17 protein-coding genes are annotated in these 21930 nt (G+C 42.4%); 3 read left to right on the top strand and 14 right to left on the bottom strand.

The genetic code is table 11. The features are described 5' to 3' along the window. Positions 1-21: 21 nt before the first annotated feature. The 10 genes from I6E61_RS00085 to I6E61_RS00040 form a co-directional block, all read right to left on the bottom strand. Complete coding sequence (locus tag I6E61_RS00085) at positions 22-1299, bottom strand: CynX/NimT family MFS transporter (protein ID WP_197128369.1); 1278 nt, start codon at positions 1297-1299, stop codon at positions 22-24. 350 nt (positions 1300-1649) lie between these two features. Then, positions 1650-1895, bottom strand: a complete 246-nt coding sequence (gene nqrM, locus I6E61_RS00080) for a (Na+)-NQR maturation NqrM (RefSeq protein ID WP_197128367.1) — start codon at positions 1893-1895, stop codon at positions 1650-1652. 418 nt (positions 1896-2313) lie between these two features. Then, positions 2314-3432 (bottom strand): FAD:protein FMN transferase, encoded by a 1119-nt coding sequence (locus tag I6E61_RS00075; RefSeq protein WP_227685606.1) that lies wholly within the window; start codon positions 3430-3432, stop codon positions 2314-2316. Between the two features lie 157 nt (positions 3433-3589). Continuing rightward, positions 3590-4390, bottom strand: a complete 801-nt coding sequence (locus I6E61_RS00070; protein ID WP_197128363.1) for an SDR family NAD(P)-dependent oxidoreductase — start codon at positions 4388-4390, stop codon at positions 3590-3592. 241 nt (positions 4391-4631) lie between these two features. Next, complete coding sequence (nqrF, locus tag I6E61_RS00065) at positions 4632-5867, bottom strand: NADH:ubiquinone reductase (Na(+)-transporting) subunit F (protein WP_194196320.1); 1236 nt, start codon at positions 5865-5867, stop codon at positions 4632-4634. A 122-nt stretch (positions 5868-5989) separates the two neighbouring features. Continuing rightward, positions 5990-6598: an NADH:ubiquinone reductase (Na(+)-transporting) subunit E gene (gene nqrE, locus I6E61_RS00060; protein WP_011281361.1), complete on the bottom strand. Its 609-nt coding sequence runs from the start codon at positions 6596-6598 to the stop codon at positions 5990-5992. Then, on the bottom strand, positions 6598-7269 hold the full coding sequence (locus I6E61_RS00055; protein WP_110924425.1) for an NADH:ubiquinone reductase (Na(+)-transporting) subunit D: 672 nt from the start codon (positions 7267-7269) through the stop codon (positions 6598-6600). The genes nqrE and I6E61_RS00055 overlap by 1 nt, the downstream gene beginning before the upstream one ends. A gap of 1 nt (position 7270) precedes the next feature. Continuing rightward, positions 7271-8173 carry a Na(+)-translocating NADH-quinone reductase subunit C gene (locus tag I6E61_RS00050; RefSeq protein ID WP_194363277.1) on the bottom strand — a complete coding sequence of 301 codons (903 nt, stop codon included), beginning with the start codon at positions 8171-8173 and terminating at the stop codon, positions 7271-7273. Beyond that, positions 8154-9389 (bottom strand): NADH:ubiquinone reductase (Na(+)-transporting) subunit B, encoded by a 1236-nt coding sequence (locus I6E61_RS00045; RefSeq protein WP_197128361.1) that lies wholly within the window; start codon positions 9387-9389, stop codon positions 8154-8156. The genes I6E61_RS00050 and I6E61_RS00045 overlap by 20 nt, the downstream gene beginning before the upstream one ends. Positions 9390-9394: 5 nt before the next feature. Continuing rightward, positions 9395-10747 (bottom strand): Na(+)-translocating NADH-quinone reductase subunit A, encoded by a 1353-nt coding sequence (locus I6E61_RS00040; RefSeq protein WP_197128359.1) that lies wholly within the window; start codon positions 10745-10747, stop codon positions 9395-9397. A 1050-nt stretch (positions 10748-11797) separates the two neighbouring features. Here I6E61_RS00040 and hisA point away from each other — a divergent pair. The 3 genes from hisA (at position 11798) to I6E61_RS00025 (ending at position 14618) form a co-directional block, all read left to right on the top strand. Next, positions 11798-12538, top strand: a complete 741-nt coding sequence (hisA, locus tag I6E61_RS00035) for a 1-(5-phosphoribosyl)-5-[(5-phosphoribosylamino)methylideneamino]imidazole-4-carboxamide isomerase (RefSeq protein ID WP_197128357.1) — start codon at positions 11798-11800, stop codon at positions 12536-12538. Positions 12539-12597: 59 nt separating this feature from the next. Then, positions 12598-14226 (top strand): mechanosensitive ion channel family protein, encoded by a 1629-nt coding sequence (locus I6E61_RS00030; protein ID WP_197128355.1) that lies wholly within the window; start codon positions 12598-12600, stop codon positions 14224-14226. Between the two features lie 83 nt (positions 14227-14309). Next, on the top strand, positions 14310-14618 hold the full coding sequence (locus I6E61_RS00025; protein WP_197128353.1) for a hypothetical protein: 309 nt from the start codon (positions 14310-14312) through the stop codon (positions 14616-14618). A gap of 105 nt (positions 14619-14723) precedes the next feature. Here I6E61_RS00025 and rnr read toward each other — a convergent pair whose 3' ends face one another. The 4 genes from rnr to thrS form a co-directional block, all read right to left on the bottom strand. Then, entirely contained in the window at positions 14724-16988 is a 2265-nt protein-coding gene (rnr, locus tag I6E61_RS00020; protein ID WP_197128351.1) for a ribonuclease R, read from the bottom strand. A 141-nt stretch (positions 16989-17129) separates the two neighbouring features. Then, entirely contained in the window at positions 17130-18374 is a 1245-nt protein-coding gene (locus tag I6E61_RS00015; protein ID WP_197128349.1) for a toxic anion resistance protein, read from the bottom strand. A 339-nt stretch (positions 18375-18713) separates the two neighbouring features. Then, positions 18714-19217, bottom strand: coding sequence for a translation initiation factor IF-3 (gene infC, locus I6E61_RS00010; RefSeq protein ID WP_194363269.1), 504 nt, complete (start codon positions 19215-19217; stop codon positions 18714-18716). A 23-nt stretch (positions 19218-19240) separates the two neighbouring features. Continuing rightward, the gene (gene thrS / locus I6E61_RS00005; protein ID WP_197128347.1) at positions 19241-21175 is read right to left on the bottom strand and encodes a threonine--tRNA ligase; all 1935 of its coding nucleotides are present in this window, start codon (positions 21173-21175) and stop codon (positions 19241-19243) included. Positions 21176-21930 lie beyond the last annotated feature (755 nt).

The following is a 21930-nucleotide window of genomic DNA, read 5'->3' as shown; positions in this document are numbered from 1 at the left end:
TACTTTATCTAATCGTAACTATTAAAACTTTTTACCATCGACCATAATAGGACGACTGACTAGCCACGCAATCACCACGTTCATCACCATTAACACTAAGATAAGTAGTAGAGGTAAATCCCAGCTACCCGTCGCTTCATGTAGCCAACCAGTACCCAATGGACCAAAAAACGCAATCAAGTACCCGACGGCTTGTGCCATCCCAGACAGCTCACTTGATTGATTGGTGGTATAAGTCCGTAACGAGAATAGCATCATACTTAGGGTGAAAATCGCTGAGCAACCAATGCCCATCATACCTGACCATAGCCAAGCCAAATTCGGTGATAAGTAACTGACGCCTAATACTCCGATGACATTTAGTACCGACGCAAATACTGCCAATGCTTGAATAGGGCGACCACGGTTGATCAGCCACGTTAAGCTTAAGATAGATATCGGCGCCATAAATTGGAACACCGAAGCCATATGTCCTGCCCGAACAGCGGATAACCCTTTACCGATCCAAATAGAGGGTAAGAAGCTGGCGACAGTATAAAATAGCAATGATTGCAAACCCATAAAGATGGCGATTTGCCAAGCAAAAGACAAACGCCATATAGATTTGCTAGATGTGTCGGAAGAAGCTGACGAGGATAAGACGGCTGTTTGATGGCTGGATGAGCCAAGGCGCAAGCGCAGAAAAATCCAAAGAATAATCGCAAAGATACCCAAAATTGCCCAGCCACCTAGTGCCCATTGCCAGCCTACTTGCTCAGACAATGGCAATACCACTCCCGAGACAACTCCTGCTGTCGCCGTCATAGTCAGACTAAACAGTCCTGTTATTAGCGGAATATGTTTGGGTGTACGCTGTTTGATGATGGGTGCTGCTAAGGTATTGGCAAAACCGATAGCCAATGTCAGTAATAACGTACCAACCAAAAACCAATTCCACGTCGGCACAATACTGCGAATAATCATACCGGCGGTTAATAGCGCAATCATCGCAATGAGTGTGTTTTCTAGACCGAAGCGCTTACCGATGGCAGGTGAGATCAGTGCACCAATGGCAAACCCTAGCATAGGTACTGCCCCTAGCCAGCCAATTTGTGTCTCGGAGATATTGAGTGCGTCTTTTACCACTGGCGCAATAGAGCCTAGCGCCACGATAGGCGCTCGCATATTGCTGGCAAGTAGAATCATGGCACATAATATGAGCCAAAACGTGAAGCGCGAAGAAGGCAGCTTCAATGGTGAGGCGCTATCCAAATGAGGCTGTGATGACACATCCGATTGAGAGTGAGAAGAGGTAGGCATAACAGGACGACTATTATTAGAGTAAGAAAAAGAACACGTCGTTAAACCGCGCCGAAGAATCGTCGCTTGTAAACAACACCAAAGAAAAAGCACCTAGAGGGTGACTAATATGGCAAATCAGGATAGTAAAACAGAATCGCAAATTAAAAATACGTGCAGAGTACAAAATATGAGTCGTGACTTTGAAAAGAACTATATGACCTAAGCGTTATAACCTAAGCGATATTATTTGAATAATATAATAAAAATAGCGCCAGTCCTTTTCAAAGAACTAGCGCTATTATAAGAACAGATGTCAGGCAAATACTACCAGCGTATGGTAACAAACGCGGTGTATATAAAAATCTAATTTATACCGACTTGCCTAATTGAGCGGCTTTAAGTGCATTCTCTTGTTGTTCAGCAATAATAGAATCGCACTTATTAGGATCATCACCGCAGTATGAGCACTTCTCATTGCCCATCAGTTTAGCGACACCGCCACAAGACCCTCTAAGTGGTGTCTTTTTTACCATATAGCCAATACCCATAAAGATAAAAAATAGGACGAATACAGTAAAAGTAATAGCGAGCATGGGAAGCAATTGGCTAAGCATAGTGGGCACCTCAGTTCTCAAAATAGGGTAGTTATCTTTATGATAACGATATATCTTCAACATTATCTACATAATAGTATAGCAAATTTTTGTTTCGCTCGTTTATACCTATCGTGTTAGTTCATGTATTATTAGGGCGTGTTGAATATTCACAGATAGGCACTGCTGATCGCTAAAACGGTTCCAGACAAGGCGTAAAACGACGGTAATGCTCATGCCTTAACGAGATTTACAATGCAGTATGGGGCAGTTTTAGCATCAGCTCCAATACCAACAGAAGGAGACAGGACTATTTTTTGCCATTTCATTGTTAAAATATAGACGCTTAGAATGACTAAACTTACTATTTTTAACGTCGAACTGTCTAAAAAATAGTCTCTGTCAGTGCTATGGTTGAGTGCTCAACACGCCCTAGCACCTAAGACTTTTTATCAGCACGTAGGGCTTGCATGGCAGGTGTTTCTATCACTTGCCAATCATCAATGCTATCGTCGGTATTGTTCTTTTTTGCATCGTCAGTCAAGACGACAAACATAGCAGCTAGGTTTTGTTCTTTAGCAACTTCTAAGGCTTTCTGATAAGGCATCGCAGTGAGCGCGGTGGCCCAGGCATCAGCCAGTGCAACTGAGTCAGCTGCTACGGTGACAGAAGGTGCGCCACCAGCGATAGGCTCCCCAGTGGTGGGATCAATCGTATGGCTATAACGTTTACCATCGAATATGACGGAGTTACGATAGTTGCCAGACGTCGCTAAATGCATTTTATTATGCGTATTGATTGGTTGGCGAATGACCGATATCGTTTCGCGCTCGCTCACCGTGCTACCTTCAATAGGCGCATCGATTGCAATTTGCCATGGCTGCTTTTGGTTATTGACACCAGCGGTAGAAATCTCACCCCCAATCTCGACCATATAATTGCGAATCTTATAGTCTTCTCTCAATACGTCAGCGATGACATCGACGCCATAGCCTTTTGCCACTGCTGAAAAATCAAGTTCGACACCCTCTTTGGTTTTATAGACGGTTTTGTCTTTCTGTATGATACTGTCAAAATCTACTAACGCTTTAGCTTGAGCAATTTCTAAGGCCGTTGGCGGGCTTTGTAACCGATCAACGGTCATAGTACTACCAAAGCCCCACGTTTCTACTAATGGCATCACAGTCGGATCAAATGCCCCGCCAGATTGTTCGTACACGATACGTGAGACGTCGAGCACACGACTAAAATCTGCATCGATAGTTATGGGTGTCTCTTTATCTAACTGATTAAATTTAGAGATAGTTGAGTCTGTTTGGTAGGTAGACATACTGTCATTGATTTGCTTTAGACGCTCATCTATCGAAGCTTGTATCGCCGTTTCATCCGCATCATCGGGTAGCTGATAGCTAATGTGATAGCTAGTACCCATTGTCTCACCAGCCAGATAATCGTAATCTGGCGTTTGCTGGCAAGCGGTGAGGCTAAGCGCACCGACAAGAGCGATGATGCCGTAGCCTGTGCGAGTTGTCTTAGTAGAAAGTATTATCGTTTTCATAAGCTTTTTGCTATAGCAGAGGAGTGAGAGAGGCATAAAATAAACTGTGCTTATTTTACACCTCTTGCTAGCAATAACGCCAATCGCTTTAAGCGTAAACAACATTTTTGCTCTATGTATTCATAGCTAACGCTATAGGATGAGGATGGCATTTTGCCTAAGTCACTTTTGACTCACGAATGAGTTTATATAGCTTAGGTGGAGATATGCGATTGACCTTGGTAGCGAACTTCTCTTTTTGACCGGAAATAACAATATACTCTTCTTCTTTTAATAGCGCTTTAACGGCTTGTTTGGCAAATGCAGTAGCAGTCAAACCTTTCTTAGTAGCCTCATCCATCGTACCCTGCGCGCTACCATCTCCAGTCAACGCATTGATAGACACATTAGTTTGGATAAAACCTGGGAATATGGTGGCAACTTCTATGCCTTGATCATGTAATTCAGCACGCAAACTGTTCGCCCACATATGAATAGCAGCTTTGGCAGCACTGTAAGCACCGCGATACTGAGTACCTAGTAGACCTGCGATACTCGATATCATGACTATTTTACCACCGCCTTGTGCGATCATCTTTGGTAATACCAGTCTGGTCAGACGTGTTTGTGCGAAGTAATCTATTTCCATCAATTGCCGTTCGACGTCTTCTGCGGTGTCCATGATTAATGAGCGTTGACTGATGCCAGCATTATTAATTAGCCAATCGATTTTACCTGCCTGCTGAATAGCTGACTCGTATGCTATTTTTGTCTGATCGGTGTCACCAATATCAAATGGGATGACGATATGGTTTTTACTACCTTTACAGCTTTTTCTGACCGCTTCTAGTTTCTCTTGATCACGACCACTCAATATAATTCTGGCGCCTCGCTTGGCGAAAGAAATAGCAAGTGCTTGACCAATACCACTAGAGGCACCAGTGATCCAAATGGTTAATTTTTTAACGTTGGTTTTCATAAGAGTCCTTTCTTCACATGTGAATAGGTCATAATATAGGATGATAAGTGCTAGCGACTAGTTAAATTTGTAGCCTTACACTACATCCAAAAAATACGATTAGCGGCCTCAAACTTATTTAGTCTATCAGAGCTATTACTAACAAAAATTATCTTTGCTATTTAATCAGAGCCAAAAAAAGAGCCTCAATTGAGACTCTTTTTTATAGTATGGATTTAATCGTAATTCCTAACCAGTAGGTTTAACCACCAAAGTCATCAAGCATGATGTTTTCATCTTCAACACCCATACTATGTAGCATGTCGATGACCGCAGCATTCATCATCGGTGGCCCACACATGTAATATTCACAGTCTTCTGGGTTTGGATGACCTTTCAGGTATTCTTCTAGTAAGACGTTATGGATAAAGCCGGTGTAGCCTGTCCAGTTGTCTTCAGGAAGTGGATCTGATAGTGCCACATGCCACTCAAAGTTAGAAAAATCTTCTTGAAGTTGATCATAGTCTTCAACGTAGAACATCTCGCGAATAGAACGTGCACCATACCAAAAACTGATTTTACGGTCTGTATTCAAACGCTTAAGCTGATCGAAAATGTGCGAGCGCATTGGTGCCATACCTGCACCACCGCCGACGAAGATCATTTCAGCTTCAGTTTTCTTAGCAAAGAATTCACCGTAAGGACCTGATACCGTTACTTTATCACCAGGTTTTAAGCTAAATGTCCAAGAAGACATCTTACCTGGTGGGATACCGTCTGGGCCACGTGGTGGTGGACTTGCGATACGAATGTTGAACTTGATAAGACCTTTTTCTTCAGGGTAGTTGGCCATTGAATAAGCACGGATAACTGGCTCATCAACTTTTGATACATAGTTGAAGATACCAAATTTTTCCCAATCTTCGCGGTACTCTTCTGCAACATCAAAGTCTTTATAGTGCACTTCATGCGGTGGCGCTTCTAACTGTACATAACCACCAGCGCGGAAGTTAACTTCTTCACCTTCAGGAATTTTTAGTACCAGCTCTTTAATGAAAGTGGCAACGTTATCGTTAGAGACAACCTCGCACTCCCATTTTTGTACATCAAAAAACTCAGGGTCAATCTCGATTTTCATGTCTTGCTTAACAGCTACCTGACAAGCTAAGCGCATGTGATTGCGGATTTCGCCTTGAGTAAAATAGCCTTCTTCAGTCGGCAAGATAGAACCGCCGCCTTCAATAACGCGGCAACGACACTGCGCACAGGTACCACCACCACCACATGCTGAAGATAAGAAAATACCTTCGCTCGCAAGTGTTTGCAGTAGTTTACCGCCCGCTGGTGTCACGACGTCATTATCGGAATTATCATTGATATGGATGGTAACATCGCCTGAACTGACCAGTCTTGAGCGCGCCGCCAAAATAATGGCGACAAGGCCCATGATGATCAAGGTAAACATAGCAACGCCACCAATCGCCGTAGCGTAATCCATGGTAGGTATCCTTAATCTATGGAGTAGGGGAGCGAAGTAACGTCATAACGTTTTTCTGAACCCCTACCGAATAAATGAATTAAATAGGTCAAATCGCTAAATAAGTGTTTAAGCTTAGCGGTCTAAATTGACATACCGCCGAAAGACATAAAGCCAAGTGACATCAGACCAACGGTGATAAACGTAATACCAAGACCACGCAGCGGTGCTGGGATATCTGAGTATTTCAGTTTTTCACGGATACCAGCCAATGCGGTAATCGCTAATGCCCAACCAAAACCTGCACCCACACCATAAACGACTGATTCGCCGAAGTTATAGTCACGCTCAACCATAAATAGTACACCACCTAAGATGGCGCAGTTTACAGTGATGAGTGGTAAGAAAACACCAAGGGCGTTGTATAGACTAGGAACGAACTTATCCAAGAACATTTCTAGAATCTGTACGGTAGCGGCAATAAGACCAATATAACTAAGCAAACCTAAGAAGCTTAAATCGATATCAGGGAAACCTGCCCATGCCAGTGCACCATCTTTTAGGATGAACTGAAATAGTAAGTTGTTTAATGGAACCGTAATCGCCATGACGACGACTACAGCAACACCAAGACCGATAGCGGTTGAAACCTTCTTTGATACTGCCAAGAAAGTACACATACCTAGGAAGTAGGCAAGCGCCATATTCTCAATAAAGACTGAGGTTATAAATAAACTAACATAATGTCCCATTAGTGACCGCCTCCATGTGCCATGCCTTTAGACTGCGGCTTCATTACAAATTCAGCTTCTTCAACCTGTTCTGGTTTCCAAATACGGACGATGACAATGAACAAAGCAATAATAAAGAATGCTGACGGTGGCAATAATAATAGGCCGTTTGGTATGTACCAACCGCCGTCAGTCACTGGTTGTAGAATAGTGATACCGAACCAAGTACCTGCGCCTAATAGCTCACGGATAGTGGCAACGAACAGTAGTACCGCAGAGTAGCCAAGACCATTACCAATACCATCTAAAAAGCTCGGTACTGGTGGGTTGCTCATAGCAAACGCTTCAGCACGGCCCATTACGATACAGTTAGTGATAATCAGACCAACGAAAACTGACAAGCCCTTACTCACATCGTAAGCGACAGCTTTTAGAACCTGATCGACCAAGATAACCAATGAGGCAATGATGGTCATCTGCACGATGATACGAATACTTGATGGAATTTGTTTACGAATAATCGAGATAAAGAAGCTCGAAAATGCCGTTACCAGTGTCAATGCTACACACATAACCATGGCATTTGCCATGCTCGTGGTGACCGCTAGTGCCGAACAGATACCTAAGATCTGTAGGGCAATAGGATTATTATCAAAGACAGGCGAGGTTAAAATACTTTTAGTGTCAGCCATGTTAAGCCTCCTTGCCGTTTGCTACTGGTAGTTTCGCTGCCAGTTCGGTTTTAGGTTGAGCGGTTTTCTTTGATTGATTTGCTTGTGTTTCTGCATTATCAACTGTCTGACCACCCTCTTTGCGCAGCATATCTAGATAAGGCTTATAACCTTGCTCGCCTAACCAAAACTGAATCATGTTACTGACACCGCGGCTAGTCAATGTCGCACCACTGATACCATCAACCCAGTTGTCTTTTGGATTACCTGCTTTGGTTACACCAGTGGCAACTTCACCGTTTTCATCATAAGACTGGATACCGGTCCACTTGGCACGCCACTCTGGCTCTTCGATACGAGCACCCAAACCTGGGGTTTCTTTATGCTCATAAAAGCTGATACCTTTGATAGTATTCATGTCGCTTTCAAGCGTCAAGAAACCATAGATAGTACCCCATAGTCCGTAACCTTGAATAGGCAATACGACTACTTCAGGTTGACCCGCATCGTCTTTTTTGACATAGACTTTGGCATATTTAGGCTTACGACCGATACCCGCAGGATCATCGTTACCTAGGTCGTCACTCAATGCTTGATTCTTAGTCGCTTGACTAGCGTCATAAGCATTGCGATCAGGGATACCCGCGTCTGCTAGCGTTGCATCATCGACATAGTTGCCTTTGTTTAAGTCAATAATCTCGACATCAAAGTCTTTGAATCGTTCGGCGACATCGTCTTGTGTGTCAGACTCAGCATCGTACATGTCAGCCGCGACCAAGATGTTTTTGTTACGGTCTAAACGCGCGTTTTCAAGCTGAGCTGGCTTTAGGCCAACCGCAACTGCTGAGACCAATACTGAACACACCAAGCATAGCGTCAATGCCACACTAATGGTTTTCGCATTATTACTTTTGGGCTTGGACATAACGAACCCTCCGAGCTGTTTGGCGTTTGATGTTTGCTTGGGTCACAAAATAATCAAACAATGGCGCAAATAAGTTGGCGAATAGAATAGCCAGCATGATGCCTTCTGGAAAAGCTGGGTTGATGACACGAATCAATACCGTCATAAAACCAATCAAGATACCATAAGCCCAACGGCCTTTATTGGTATGTGCAGCTGAGACTGGATCGGTTGCCATAAACACCGCACCGAAGGCAAAACCACCGATGACTAAGTGCCAATAGAACGGCAAGTTCATCATCATATTGTCTTTAGAGCCAATCATGTTGAAGATAAGCGAGGTAGCCACAAGACCAATCACACAACCTGCCATGATGCGCCATGAGGCAATACGCGTCCATAATAGAACAGCGGCACCCATTAAGATTGCTAGTGTTGATACTTCACCGATACTGCCTTGCATGTTACCTAAGAATGCATCACTCCACGTGATCGCATTGCCATAGACATCGACGAAATCTTGAGGAGAGACACCAAGTGCAGCAAGACCTAGAGGCGTTGCTCCTGAAAAACCATCAACCGCTGTCCATACAGAGTCACCAGACATATAGGCTGGATAAGCAAAGTATAGGAATGCACGACCCGATAGGGCAGGGTTAAGGAAGTTTTTACCTGTACCACCGAATACTTCTTTGGCTACGACCACACCAAAGATAATACCCAAGGCAACTTGCCATAAAGGAATATCTGGTGGTAGACATAGTGCAAATAGTACCGAGGTCACAAAGAAGCCTTCGTTGACTTCATGCCCACGGACAACAGCAAAGATAATCTCACAGAGAATACCAACGGCAAATGTCACAAGGTAAATAGGTAGGAACTGCATCGCACCGTAGACAAAACTTGCCCAGACACTGTCTGGATTATAGCCTGCCATGCTAGTGATAACCGTACGCCAACCTTCAGGCTGCAAGCCAAGCTGAGCAACCGCCGTTAGCGCTTGATGACCGATATTGTACATACCCCAAAACATCGCTGGGAAAGTACATAGCCATACAGTAATCATAATGCGCTTTAGATCAATCCCGTCGCGTACGTGTGATGACGCGTATGTGGTTGAGTCTGGTTGACGCAAAAACGTATCAAACATCTCAAAGATGGCATAGTATTTTTCGTGTTTGCCGCCTTTGGTAAAAGATGGCTCCATACGATCGAACATATTGTGTAAAAATTTCATCGTGGTTAGCCCTCCAGTTCGATGCGCGTTAAGTTATCACGCAAGATATCACCGAATTCATATTTGCCAGGAGATACAAAGGTGCATAGTGCCAAATCTTCTTCATCCAACTCAAGTACGCCTAAATCAACGGCGACCAACATGTCTTCGACAATCAATGCCCGTAGCAGTTGGGTTGGCAGATAATCTTGAGGCATGACCTCTTCATAGACACCAATTGGCACCATCGCTCGCGGTGAGCCGTTACTCGTGGTGGTAAAGTTGTACTTTTTGCCACCAAAAAACTGCGAGATATAGATAGGCAGTTTTGAGAAACGGTTTTTACCTGGCGTAAAGAAGTGGAACGCTGGGCGCTCATGACCTTCCGTTAGCACACTGATCTGATTGTGAAAACGACCAAGATAGGCAATATTGCTAAACACTTTGCGACCAGATAATACCGAACCTGAAATGATACGGTTCTCGCCAGCTGCTAGCTGACCTTTGGTCAAGGCAGTAATATCAGCACCGCGCTCAGTCATAACTAAGTGTGGGTTACTGACAGAAGGGCCTGCTAAGCTAATCAAGCGAGGTGTGTATAGACGGCCGGTGGTAAATAGCTTACCAATCGCAATCACATCTTGATAGCCAATTGTCCAGACACTCACGCCACGCATGATTGGGTGTAAAAAGTGAATGTGCGTACCTGCCAGACCAGCTGGATGCTTACCAGCAAAACCATGATACTCAGTGACGTTATTCGCAGCAGTTTTTGCGACTGGTGTCAGCTGAGCATTACCATGATGGCAGACAAACGTCTTTGGGCTGAGTGTCGACAACACAGCAAGACCATCATTGAACGCTTGTAGCTGCTCATTGATCAGCAGCATCGGATCAAACGCTAGGGGACTGGTATCTATAGCAGTGACAAAGATGGCATGAGGACGGGCACCGATTTCTGGCGTACGGCTAAAGGGGCGCGTGCGAAACGCAGTCCATTCGCCAGAGGCAAGTAATTGGGTTTCGACAACTTCAGAGTCTAGGTCAGCCAGTTGCTGGGAGTCATAGCGCTCGAAGTCTACTTCTTCACCTTTTGGGTCGACCGCAATAACGAGGCTCTCAAACACACGACGGTCACCGCGTTTAATCGCGACAACTTTACCAGCAGCAGGGGCAGTGTAGATAACGCCTGCACGTTTTTTATCTTCAAAAACGGGCTGACCTTTTGCTACGATGTCACCTTCTTTGACATTCATCGTGGGCTTCATACCGATATAATCATAGCCAATAAGGGCTACGTGTGTCGGTTGGTGCTCAGATATCTCGCGGGAGGGTTCGCCGGTGATGGGCAAATCCAAACCTTTTTTGATGGTAATCATAAGCGAAAACTTAGTCCATAGTCTAAAACGATACCAGACTTCCTGTTTGGTACATCGGTAGCATGAACATATGCATCATTTAATAAAGCACTCACTCACCTATTCCTATAATAGGATGGTGATAGAGTTCTCTAAAAATAAAGCATGATCATAACTACTATTAAGAGTATTAACGCTGACCTTAGACTCCTTAACAACACGTTAATGTCTTATTCGAATTACCAAAGTGGCGACTGGCTACCAAGGTGTATATTAAAACCATCCAATTAAAAACCATCGCTAAAGCAGTTAGCTAAAAGTGACAGTTCTTAAGATAAACAGCTTTATCATACGTTTCATTGAAAATTAAAATTCTTAATACCAGTATTGTAGACCCCACTTATGAGTTCAGTATCCTAGAAAAGATACTTAATTGAATAAGTATGTAGCCAAATAACGATCTATTGAGATAGATGATAAACTGGTAAAAAGACAAACTGGCTAAGCAATTAACAAGCAGTGTGCACTTATCGTATAATATTGCTATAAAGCCAATAATAGCTATTTTAGTATCGTTGACCAGTGATAAAGACAATATGAAAACGTTAGGAAAGGTATTTAATTAGAGTGTGTAATACTGCAGGGTAATCTGTTTCGATCGACCAGTTGAGATTTCTAATATAACCTTTCTTAGCAAGAAGTCAGCCAATATCATGTAAATGTATTTAGCTCTTACTCGATTCATCCTGACCGCTAATCTTTTTTTAGTCGTGAATGACCTAATAAAAATATAACGTATGGTTACTATCACATAGAAACAAATAAAATTTACCTAGGATTATACGCTAAATTGACCTAAAATTGCCAGTCAGGAATTCAATTTACCTAATGTTTTCAATGGCTGTAATTATAAAAACTTATAGTTATCACTTTTAGTTTTATTGTCATGAATACAGTTTTGAGCAATATTTTTTATCATTATTTAGCGTGTGTTAAGAACTCAATACACCATAATATTCAAAGTTTAGTTTTTCAAATTTATTCAATATTTTGTTTTATAAGGAATGCGATATGTGTGCTGTGCCTGTCATTATCCCGGCGATTGATTTAAAAGATGGTAAATGTGTACGCTTAAAACAAGGCCGTATGGAAGATGATACGGTATTCTCTGATGATCCAGTGGCGATGGCAGCGCGCTGGGTAGAGGAAGGTGCGCGCCGACTGCATTTGGTTGATTTGAATGGTGCCTTTGATGGTGTACCTGTTCATAGACAAGTAGTCAATGATATTACCAAAGCTTATCCGAATTTGCCTATTCAGTTGGGCGGTGGTGTGCGTAACATGAACACCATTGAACAATATATCACTGCAGGTTTAACTTATATTATTATCGGTACAAAAGCAGTCGAAAACCCTGAGTTTGTCGCAGAAGCTTGCCGCGAATTTCCGGGTCATATCATTGTAGGTATCGATGCAAAAGACGGCATGGTCGCAACCCATGGTTGGGCGAATGTTACTGATACCAAAGCGACTGAGCTTGCCAAGCGTTTTGCTGATGTAGGTGTCTCTTCAATCGTCTATACTGATATTGCCCGTGATGGCATGATGCAAGGCGTCAATGTCGAGCAAACGGTTAACTTAGCTCGTGAAGGTGGCTTACCAGTGATTGCGTCAGGTGGCGTGACCAATATGAAAGATATCGAGCTATTAAAGCCTTATGGTGACTGTATCGAGGGCATTATTACTGGCCGTGCTATTTATGAAGGTACACTAAGCCTAAGTGAGGCGCAGATTTATCTAGATCGTAAATAAGACACAATTTGGTAGTGAAAATTAGCAATAAAAATCAGTAAAGCTAGCAAAGGATGCTTATGGCAACTCGTTTAGACCTTCCAAGGATACGCAGTTGTCCAAAAGCGTGGTGTCAGATATGGTTGCTATTAAGCCTCCTTTGTTCTCTTCCGGTTTATGCTGTTGGTGAAGAAACGACTGATATAGCCGAAATATCAGAAATAGAGCGTGCAGAAAGCGTTGTATCAAATGATATTGCGGAACTAGAAGCTGACATTGTCGAGCTTCCTACGCAGTCATCTGAACCTGAGCCAACTCCCTCACCGGTAATCGTCAGTGAAAGTACTAATAACGCCCAAATTGAAACCACACCGACCCCGCAAAAAGACAATGACATTCGTCAACGTATCAAAGGTATCTTTTCAGAAATTGATGGTTTGCAAGCTGTCAATGTGAGTGTCGCCCAAGGTGTTGTTACCTTAACGGGAGAGACCCCAAACGAAAAAAAAGCACAGCAGGCCATTAATTTGACCAATCGTTTGACAGATGTGGTCACCGTTTCGGATCAGATTGATCGTACTCTAGATGTGCAAGATAACGTCACTACTGTCTATCAAGGTCTCAAAGTACAAGCCAAAAATCTGGTCAAAGCCTTACCACTATTATTGGTCGGTATCATTCTGTTTATACTGGTAAGCTGGTTTGGCAGCTGGTTGTCTAATCGCAAAAGAATGTGGCAACGGTTGACACCCAATCCATTTGTCGCTGAGCTACTGTCACAAACTGTCAAAGTCATCTTTATTATATTTGGCCTTATCTTAGCGCTAAGCTTGATAGGAGCAGAGACCATCTTAAGCACATTGCTTGGTGGTGCTGGCGTCATCGGTATTGCGGTTGGTTTTGCAGTCAAAGATACCATTGAAAACTATATCGCATCGTTAATGTTAAGTATTCGCCAACCATTTCGCGCACGTGACCACATTGTGATTAATGGGCAAGAGGGTATAGTAGTGCGCTTGACCTCACGCGCGACGATATTGATGACACTAGATGGTAATCAATTGCGTATTCCTAATTCTGAAGTCTTCAAAGGTACTATCCTCAATTACACCAAAAACCCCGAACGTCGATTCACCTTTGAGTTGGGTGTTGATGCTAATGATGATCCGTTAGCTGCTATCAAGGTTGGATTGGACGCAATACATAGTTTGGCGTTCGTGTTAGATGAGCCAAAAGCGATCGCTGTTATTAATAATGTTGGCGATTCTAACATCGTCTTAGAGTTTCAAGTTTGGGTAGATCAATCAGAGACGGACTTTTCAAAAGCACGCAGTATTGCCATTCGTGAGACCAAGCATGCATTAGAGGATGAAGGTTTCAGCCTACCTGAACCTATTTATCGATTGCGTTTTAATCGTGATTTAGAAAAAGCCTTTGAACATATGCAAAGCAGTCATTTAAACGATACATCTAATGTAATGGTTAAACCGACCGTGTCTGAGACTACTACGAATGGTAATAGTAGCCCTACTGATAATAACGACAAAAAACAAGCAAAAGCACGTGCCAAGCTTATATTACAAGATGACAATGCGGATGAGGTTCTCAGTGCGCGTTCAGATGACAAGCTAATGAAAAAGGTCGAGCAGGAGATTGCAGAACGTTCAGATGAGACTGATTTATTGAACAATAATAGCCCGCAAGAGTAATATATATAAACCAATTTTAAAATAGGCATAGAAAATGCAACGAAACGTATATCTGATAATTATTCAAATACGAGACATTTTCTATGCAAATGAAACATCTGATTATATTCGCACTAGTTGGCATGGTAGCCTTACTTGGCTTTAACCTTATTAATGGTAGTCAACGTGATAAAAATAGAGAAGCGCTCGTCAGTAGTGCAGCGTCACAGCAGAGTAGTATCAACACAGAAATACCTGAGACTCATATCGAAGCAAGCAGCTCTGATGCTATCACTAGCAAGCCTTTGGGTGAGCAGCCTAAAGCCATCCTTGACAGTGCCACGACTCAAATAGATCAAGCTCAACAAGCAGAACAGAAAAATCTAGAAGAGATGGATAACACTGCACAGTAGTCAGTGCTTATTAAGCAAGTACCACGCATTTATATGAATAGTGAGACATAAAAAAAGGCTAACGATGACGTTAGCCTTTTTTATATTTCGAGCGTCTAACCAAAACTAGCCTTTCTTATTAGCGCCTTTACTACGACTGCTACTTCTCTTGGCTGGGCTCTTTTTAGCAGGTACTTTTTTTGTCTGATTCATTTCACTAGATTGCAGTTTGGCTTTTAAATCAAAGTCAATTTGCAGGAGATCCATGTTCACACCAGCAACTTTGACTTTGACCGAATCACCAAGTCCAAACAAAGTACCTTTGTCTTTACCGATCAGTTGTTGCTGCTGTTCATCATAGACAAAAAAGTCATCGCCAACGTTTGAGATATGAACCAAACCATCGATATATAAGTCGGTCAATGTCACAAATAGACCGAAGCTGGTAACGGTAGTCACCACACCTTCGAACTCTTCGCCGACATGGTCTTTCATGTAATGACATTTGAGCCAAGACTCTACATAGCGAGAGGCTTTTTCTGCACGGCGTTCTGTATCTGACGTTTGCGTACCAGCACCTTCAAGAGAAAAGTCCATGGCAGGCTGTTGGCTATTAGTCACTTTTGCTTTAATAGCACGATGCAGCATCAGATCAGGATAACGACGAATAGGGGACGTAAAGTGGCTATATTCGTCATATGCTAGACCAAAGTGACCGATATTGTCCGGTGCATAGTTTGCTTGCATCATTGAGCGCAATAACATGCTATGGATGCTAATCGCATCAGGTCTGTCTTTGGTTGCTTCAATAATGCGCTGATAATCGGCTTGCGTTGGGTTCTCTTCTGGGAACGATAGGCCAAAGTTCTTTGCGTATTCATGAATACGCATCGATTTTTCGCCATCAGGCTTATCATGGTTACGATATAAGACAGGCAGTTCATGCTTGAGCGCAAAGTTCGCTGCACAGGTATTGGCCAGTAGCATACATTCTTCGATGAGCTTCTGAGAATCACCACGAGTACGTGGCAGAATAGCCTCGATGCCGCCTTTTTCGTTGAACTTGATATACGTTTCAACAGTTTCAAATTCCATCGCATGACGTTCTTCACGCTTTTTAAGCAGTAGCTCATAAAGCTGATGTAACGTGTCGATAGATTTTTTAACGTCTTTATTACCTGTTAATGATTCAGGTAAGCGCTTATCAGTAGGATTTACCAGATAATCATTTACTTGATTATAGGTTAAACGTGCTTGTGAATGCATGACCGCAGGATAAAACTCATACCCAGTAACCTTGCCAGCGCGTGATATCTTAATATCAGCAACCATACACAGACGATCAAGATTAGGGTTCAATGAACACAGACCATTAGAAAGCACTTCTGGCAACATCGGAATCACTCGATGCGGGAAGTATACTGAGGTACCACGTTCGTAAGCATCTTGGTCAAGTGCTGAATTTGGTGTCACGTAATAACTAACGTCAGCAATCGCTACTAAAACGCGATAGTTACCACCAGAGCGTTTTTCAGCGAATACGGCATCATCAAAGTCACGTGCATCTTCACCATCGATCGTGACGAGTGGTAAATGACGTAAGTCTGTGCGACCTTTGATATCTTTTTCAGTCGGCTCTTGATAGCCATCAGCTTGTTTGAGTGTGGCTTCACTGAAGTCTGAAGGGATGTCATAGTTGAGTAGCGTGGTTTCAATGATCAGTTCACGATCATTATCATCAGACAGCAGTTCCGTTATTTTACCAGTAGCAAACTCATGCTGGTTTGGCCAATCGATAATATCGACTTTGACAGGAGAGCCTTGTTTGGCGTTAAACGCTTGTACATTGTCTTCAGTGACTGTAATCGGCTGATGGTTGTTTGGACTGCCAAGCTCGACACAGTAGCCGTCATCATCACGAGACAATGTACCGATGAAGTTATTTTGGCGACGTTCGACGACATCGACGATACGCCCTTCAGTACGGCCGCGATTGTCTGTTGACGTGCCAACCGCTTCGACGGTATCGCCATTGAATACCCAACGCATTTGCTTTTCATGCAAAAACAAATCTGGCATATCGCTTAAAAGTACAAAACCAAAACCTTTAGGATGCGCAGACACTGTACCAGTGACAACATCTTGCTGAGTCACTGTGCGATAGCGATAAGGACGACCGTCGCGGTTTACTTGTCCATCACGCGCCATTGCTTTTAGGCGATTGCCCAAAGCATCAAACTGGTCCGGATCATCAATATTAAAGGCTTTTGCCAATTGCTGATGAGTGACTTCACCATGCTCAGTAATCGTGCTAAGTATTAGCTCACGACTAGGGATGGGATTGTCATATCTTTTTGCCTCGCTTGAGGCGTTTGGATCATTCCAACTCATAAATTACCGTATCTATTTTTAAAATTATTAATAGGGGCTATCTTAACACGAACAACGTGGCAATATCTTGCGTCAATTGTCTTATGTGTGTTCAGTAGCAAGGAGTTGTTGCTTTCAATTGGTAACAACTATCGTGATAAATCAAATATCAACATCGACCTTACTTGATTTATTGGTTATCTTTTTACTGTCAATTTCTTTCGATACTTCTAGCACGGTTGTTTGATTAGACTTATCGAGGTACTTTTGTGCTTTATCTACTTCAGTAGTCAAGGTATTGACCGTCTGCTTCATGTTTTCTAGTGCTTCGATCTTATAATTGCTAATCATATCCATCGTGTCATAGACATTATTAAAGGCGTTTTGCAGTTTATCAAGCTCGATACTGCTGCTAGTGGCTTGTTCATGAATTTCACCTGATTGACGTTTTAGCATCGCTGAGGTTGATTCAATCAAGCTACTGGTAGTTTTATTCAACGCAGTGATTTGATCAAGTACTAGCTTCTGATTGGTCATTGCTTGAGCGACAACGACAGCTGTACGTAATGCTGAGACGGTTGTCGTTGTTGCACGATCTACGCCTTTGATTAGCTCTAAATTATTACGACGAATAGTATCAAGCGCCAAATAACCTTGTACATTGACAGCTAATTGGGTCAAGAAATCTGTATTCTTTTGACGCACATAGAACAGCATTTCTTCTTTGATAATGCGAGCTTTTTCAGGGTCCGTTGCTTCGATTGCATAGATTTTGTGTTCCAACTGCTCGTCAATTTTTTTGCCGACATAGACATATTGACGAATAGATTGCATCAGCTCCCACATATTGACTTTTTCTTGCTCAATCATCGCATTGTCTTTGAGCAGCTCATCTTTACCATTATAAAGACTGGTTACCACTGCATTGATGTGTGACTGTGCTGACTCATATTGGCGAAAGTAGTCTTGCACTTTGTTGCCAAATGGGATGAGACCGAACAGCTTGCGTGAGCTAGTCAGTTCTTTTTTACTCGGATCTAAGTCTTCTACGATACCGCGTAATTCAGTCAACGACTTAGCAATAGGGGAGTTGTCAAACAAGCTATCATTGAGACTTTTCGCTGGTAAATCCAACATACGGTTAGATACTTGTGCCGATTCACGAATCTCTTTCGTACCCAAGTTATGAATAGACTGCACGTTTTGTCTAAACTCATCGCTATGCACAGAGTTAGTGATAACGTGATCTACAAAAGCGTCAACTTTGGCATCGAGCTCTGGAATCTGGCTTTCATCCAACTTGACCATCTGATCTGCTTCACTTTTTTGTATTTCTTTCACAGGTTCAGGCGGAGTCAAAGAAATACTTGGAGTTGTTGCGTTTTCTGGTGGAGTCAATTCTTGCATGAAGTTTCCTATAATATCTGAAATGGACAGTATTTTTGGTCAATAGCTACAAAAGACGGTAATCGTAAAACACGTTAGCAGTAAATGGATATTTTTATACACTCGATTGTACTTATTTGAATGGTATAAATGTCGTACAGCAGACCTTTAGACTAACTGGTAATGAAAAGGTTGAGAAGATAGATTTTGTAAAGTAGCGTCGACTTATTATATTAAAAAATGGCTATTCATAGGCCTGAATATTAAAAAACCATCAATATCCCGCAGCATATTGATGGTCATAGTGATAAATATCTATGTCAGTTGACAGTGCCCGCTCAAAATAACCTTAAAAATCGATTATTTCTTTTTGGTTGGTCCAAGCAGCATACCCATCTGACGACCTTCCATCTTAGGATACTGTTCGACGTTTGAGATGTCAGCGGTGTCTTCGATGATACGATCAAGTTGTTTGCGACCGATTTCTTGGTGTGCCATTTCACGTCCGCGGAAACGGATGCTAATTTTAACTTTGTCTTGATCTTCCAAAAAGCTCACGATTTTTCTCAGTTTAACCTGATAATCGGCCTCTTCGGTACTAGGACGTAGCTTCATCTCTTTGAGCTGAGTCTGTTTTTGGTTCTTCTTAGCTTCTTTTGCCTTTTGTTTTTGATCATAGAGGAAATGCTTATAATCCATGATCTTACATACTGGCGGCTTAGCTTCAGGAACTAATTCAACCAAATCTAGACTGTCTTCACGTGCCGCTTTCATCGCGGTTGCGATATCGACCACGCCCATTTGTTCGCCATCTTCTTTAACGAGACGGACTTCTTTGGCACTGATATCTTCGTTGATGTTCAAACGGTTCGACTGTTTAATAGGTATTACTCCTCATCTGTTTTTGGGGTCTGTCGGCCTTTTTTACTGACAGCGGTCTGTACTAATGTAATAAATTCAGAAACACTCATTACGCCAAGGTTTTCACCTTCACGCGTACGGACGTTGACACTGCCCGATTCGACTTCTTTATCCCCTAATACTAGCATATAGGGAATACGTTCTAATGTTTTCTCTCGTATCTTAAATCCAATCTTTTCGTTACGCAAGTCACTAATAGCTCGCAAACCTGCATTTTTTAGTTCACTGACGACGTTTTCACAAGCTTCGCCTTGTTTATCGGTGATATTCATGACAACTACTTGCTGTGGTGCTAGCCATACTGGCATCCAACCCGCATAGTTTTCAATCAATATACCAATGAAACGCTCAAATGAACCCAATATAGCACGGTGCAACATAACAGGTACTTCGCGCTCATTCTGCTCATTGACGAATTCAGCATCTAAACGCTCAGGCATGTTTGGATCAACCTGAATGGTACCGCACTGCCATACACGACCTAATGAATCTTTTAGACTGAATTCAATCTTTGGACCATAGAATGCGCCTTCGCCTGGTAAATAATCCCAGTCAAGACCTGAGCTATCAAGTGCATCTGACAAGGCTTTCTCTGCAAAATCCCATGATTCATCACTACCAACACGTTTTTCAGGACGGGTTGAGAGTTTCATGATAATGTTATCGAAACCGAAATCTTCATAGACTGCAAGCGTCAGCTTAATAAAATCAGCCACTTCTTGTTGAATTTGCGCTTGGGTACAGAAGATATGCGCGTCATCTTGGGTAAAGCCACGAACACGCATCAAGCCATGCAATGAACCTGATGGTTCGTTACGATGACAAGAACCAAATTCTGCCATACGCAAAGGCAGGTCACGGTAAGATTTTAGGCCTTGGTTAAATACTTGCACATGGCAAGGGCAGTTCATCGGCTTTACAGCATAATCACGGTTTTCACTAGAGGTCGTGAACATATTGGTGGCATAGTTGCCCCAATGTCCAGAACGCTCCCACAAGCTACGATCGACGATTTGTGGTGTTTTGATTTCTTCATAGCCATTATCATGCTGCACTTTACGCATATATTGTTCAAGTACTTGATAAATCGTCCAACCGTTTGCATGCCAAAACACCATACCGGGTGCTTGCTCTTGCATATGGAACAGATTCAACGCTTTACCAATCTTACGATGGTCACGTTTTTCTGCTTCTTCAATACGTTGGATATAGGCTTTTAACTGTTTCTTATCTGCCCAAGCGGTGCCATAAATACGTTGCAACTGCTCGTTTTTCGCATCACCGCGCCAGTAAGCACCAGACATTTTGGTCAGTTTAAATACTTTTAGGAATCGTGTGTTTGGCACGTGTGGGCCACGGCACATATCGACGTATTCTTGATGATGATACAGACCAAAGGCTTCTTCGCCTGGCATATCATTGATTAACTTAAGCTTATAATCTTCGTTACGTGACTCAAATATCTCAATCGCTTCTGCACGTGGTGTCATCTTTTTAACAACGTCATAATCTTGCTTGATCAGCTGCATCATGCGCTTCTCAATAGCTTCCATATGCTCAGGGGTAAATGGCGTCTCACTATAGATGTCATAATAAAAGCCATCTTCGATTACTGGACCGATGACCATCTTCACATCAGGGTACAGTTGCTTGACTGCATGACCTAGCAAATGCGCACATGAGTGACGAATGATATCGACACCGTCGTCGTCTTTTGGTGTCACGATTTCGACTTTAGCATCAGCAATGATAGGATCATGCGCATCTACCAAATGCCCATCTACACGTCCAGCAACTGTTGCTTTCGCCAGTCCTGTCCCTATACTTTGCGCCACTTCCATGACCGTAGTATTGCCTTCGAAGTTTTTTACGCTACCATCGGGTAAAGTAATCGCTACCATAATCTATTCACCTGTTTTTGGATCCGTTGGCAGTGATGATTGCAACCATCAATCATATAACCGTAAGACCACGTCAATTATATCTAACTACTATGATATGTTGTAAGAGATAAGCACGACTTAATAGCACTGTCTTTTACCTTATATAGCATGATGACTAAGCGCCATTTAACAAGCTATAATCAACGCTATATAAGGTGAAACGAACTACCTTCTCGTACGATAAAGCAGAACGGCTATTAGGCAATGTCATAAAAGCGGCTATTATAGCAAAAACTGCTTATTAACACTAGATAGCAAGGGGTCAGGTCTGCCTCTATATATAGGTGCACTTTATATAGGTGCACTTTGTACCAATATCAATAGTGATGAATATAGGTAACGTTAAATCCCATATCAATGACTATAATAAGTTCGTAATGAAAGGCTAGATAATAGAAATGAGCCTTCAAATCAACAAAAAATAGCAGTGAAAAGACTTTCTTAAAATGCGGTTTAAGCATTTCTATCCCTAACCCATTGAAAAGTATCGATTATTAAAAGTGCAGTGAAATTAGATAAAAAACCTTTGGTTTAGGTGTTGACACAGGGTGAGAACTCTATATAATACGCACCTCATTAGGGGGAACTAGCAGTTAGGAAGTGTATAATTACACTGAAATAACGTGGTTAACTTACTGAAACGAGATAAAAAAAGAAGTTGACAGACTATTAAAACATGATATGATAGTCAGCTCGCTAAATAGGATAAGCCG

It is taken from the genome of Psychrobacter sp. NZS113 (assembly GCF_015864825.1).
Lineage (GTDB): Bacteria > Pseudomonadota > Gammaproteobacteria > Pseudomonadales > Moraxellaceae > Psychrobacter.
This window is presented reverse-complemented; position numbering and strand designations above follow the sequence as displayed.

Excerpts from the sequence above, each read along its gene's own strand:
- thrS (WP_197128347.1), bottom strand. The coding sequence starts at position 21,175 with ATGGTAGCGATTACTTTACCCGATGGTAGCGTAAAAAACTTCGAAGGC.
- I6E61_RS00045 (WP_197128361.1), bottom strand. The coding sequence starts at position 9,389 with ATGAAATTTTTACACAATATGTTCGATCGTATGGAGCCATCTTTTACC.
- I6E61_RS00055 (WP_110924425.1), bottom strand. The coding sequence starts at position 7,269 with ATGGCTGACACTAAAAGTATTTTAACCTCGCCTGTCTTTGATAATAAT.
- I6E61_RS00085 (WP_197128369.1), bottom strand. The coding sequence starts at position 1,299 with ATGCCTACCTCTTCTCACTCTCAATCGGATGTGTCATCACAGCCTCAT.
- I6E61_RS00015 (WP_197128349.1), bottom strand. The coding sequence starts at position 18,374 with ATGCAAGAATTGACTCCACCAGAAAACGCAACAACTCCAAGTATTTCT.
- I6E61_RS00050 (WP_194363277.1), bottom strand. The coding sequence starts at position 8,173 with ATGTCCAAGCCCAAAAGTAATAATGCGAAAACCATTAGTGTGGCATTG.
- I6E61_RS00075 (WP_227685606.1), bottom strand. The coding sequence starts at position 3,432 with ATGAAAACGATAATACTTTCTACTAAGACAACTCGCACAGGCTACGGC.
- I6E61_RS00025 (WP_197128353.1), top strand. The coding sequence starts at position 14,310 with ATGCAAATGAAACATCTGATTATATTCGCACTAGTTGGCATGGTAGCC.
- nqrE (WP_011281361.1), bottom strand. The coding sequence starts at position 6,598 with ATGGGACATTATGTTAGTTTATTTATAACCTCAGTCTTTATTGAGAAT.
- I6E61_RS00030 (WP_197128355.1), top strand. The coding sequence starts at position 12,598 with ATGGCAACTCGTTTAGACCTTCCAAGGATACGCAGTTGTCCAAAAGCG.
- nqrM (WP_197128367.1), bottom strand. The coding sequence starts at position 1,895 with ATGCTTAGCCAATTGCTTCCCATGCTCGCTATTACTTTTACTGTATTC.
- nqrF (WP_194196320.1), bottom strand. The coding sequence starts at position 5,867 with ATGGATTACGCTACGGCGATTGGTGGCGTTGCTATGTTTACCTTGATC.
- hisA (WP_197128357.1), top strand. The coding sequence starts at position 11,798 with ATGTGTGCTGTGCCTGTCATTATCCCGGCGATTGATTTAAAAGATGGT.
- rnr (WP_197128351.1), bottom strand. The coding sequence starts at position 16,988 with ATGAGTTGGAATGATCCAAACGCCTCAAGCGAGGCAAAAAGATATGAC.
- I6E61_RS00040 (WP_197128359.1), bottom strand. The coding sequence starts at position 10,747 with ATGATTACCATCAAAAAAGGTTTGGATTTGCCCATCACCGGCGAACCC.
- I6E61_RS00070 (WP_197128363.1), bottom strand. The coding sequence starts at position 4,390 with ATGAAAACCAACGTTAAAAAATTAACCATTTGGATCACTGGTGCCTCT.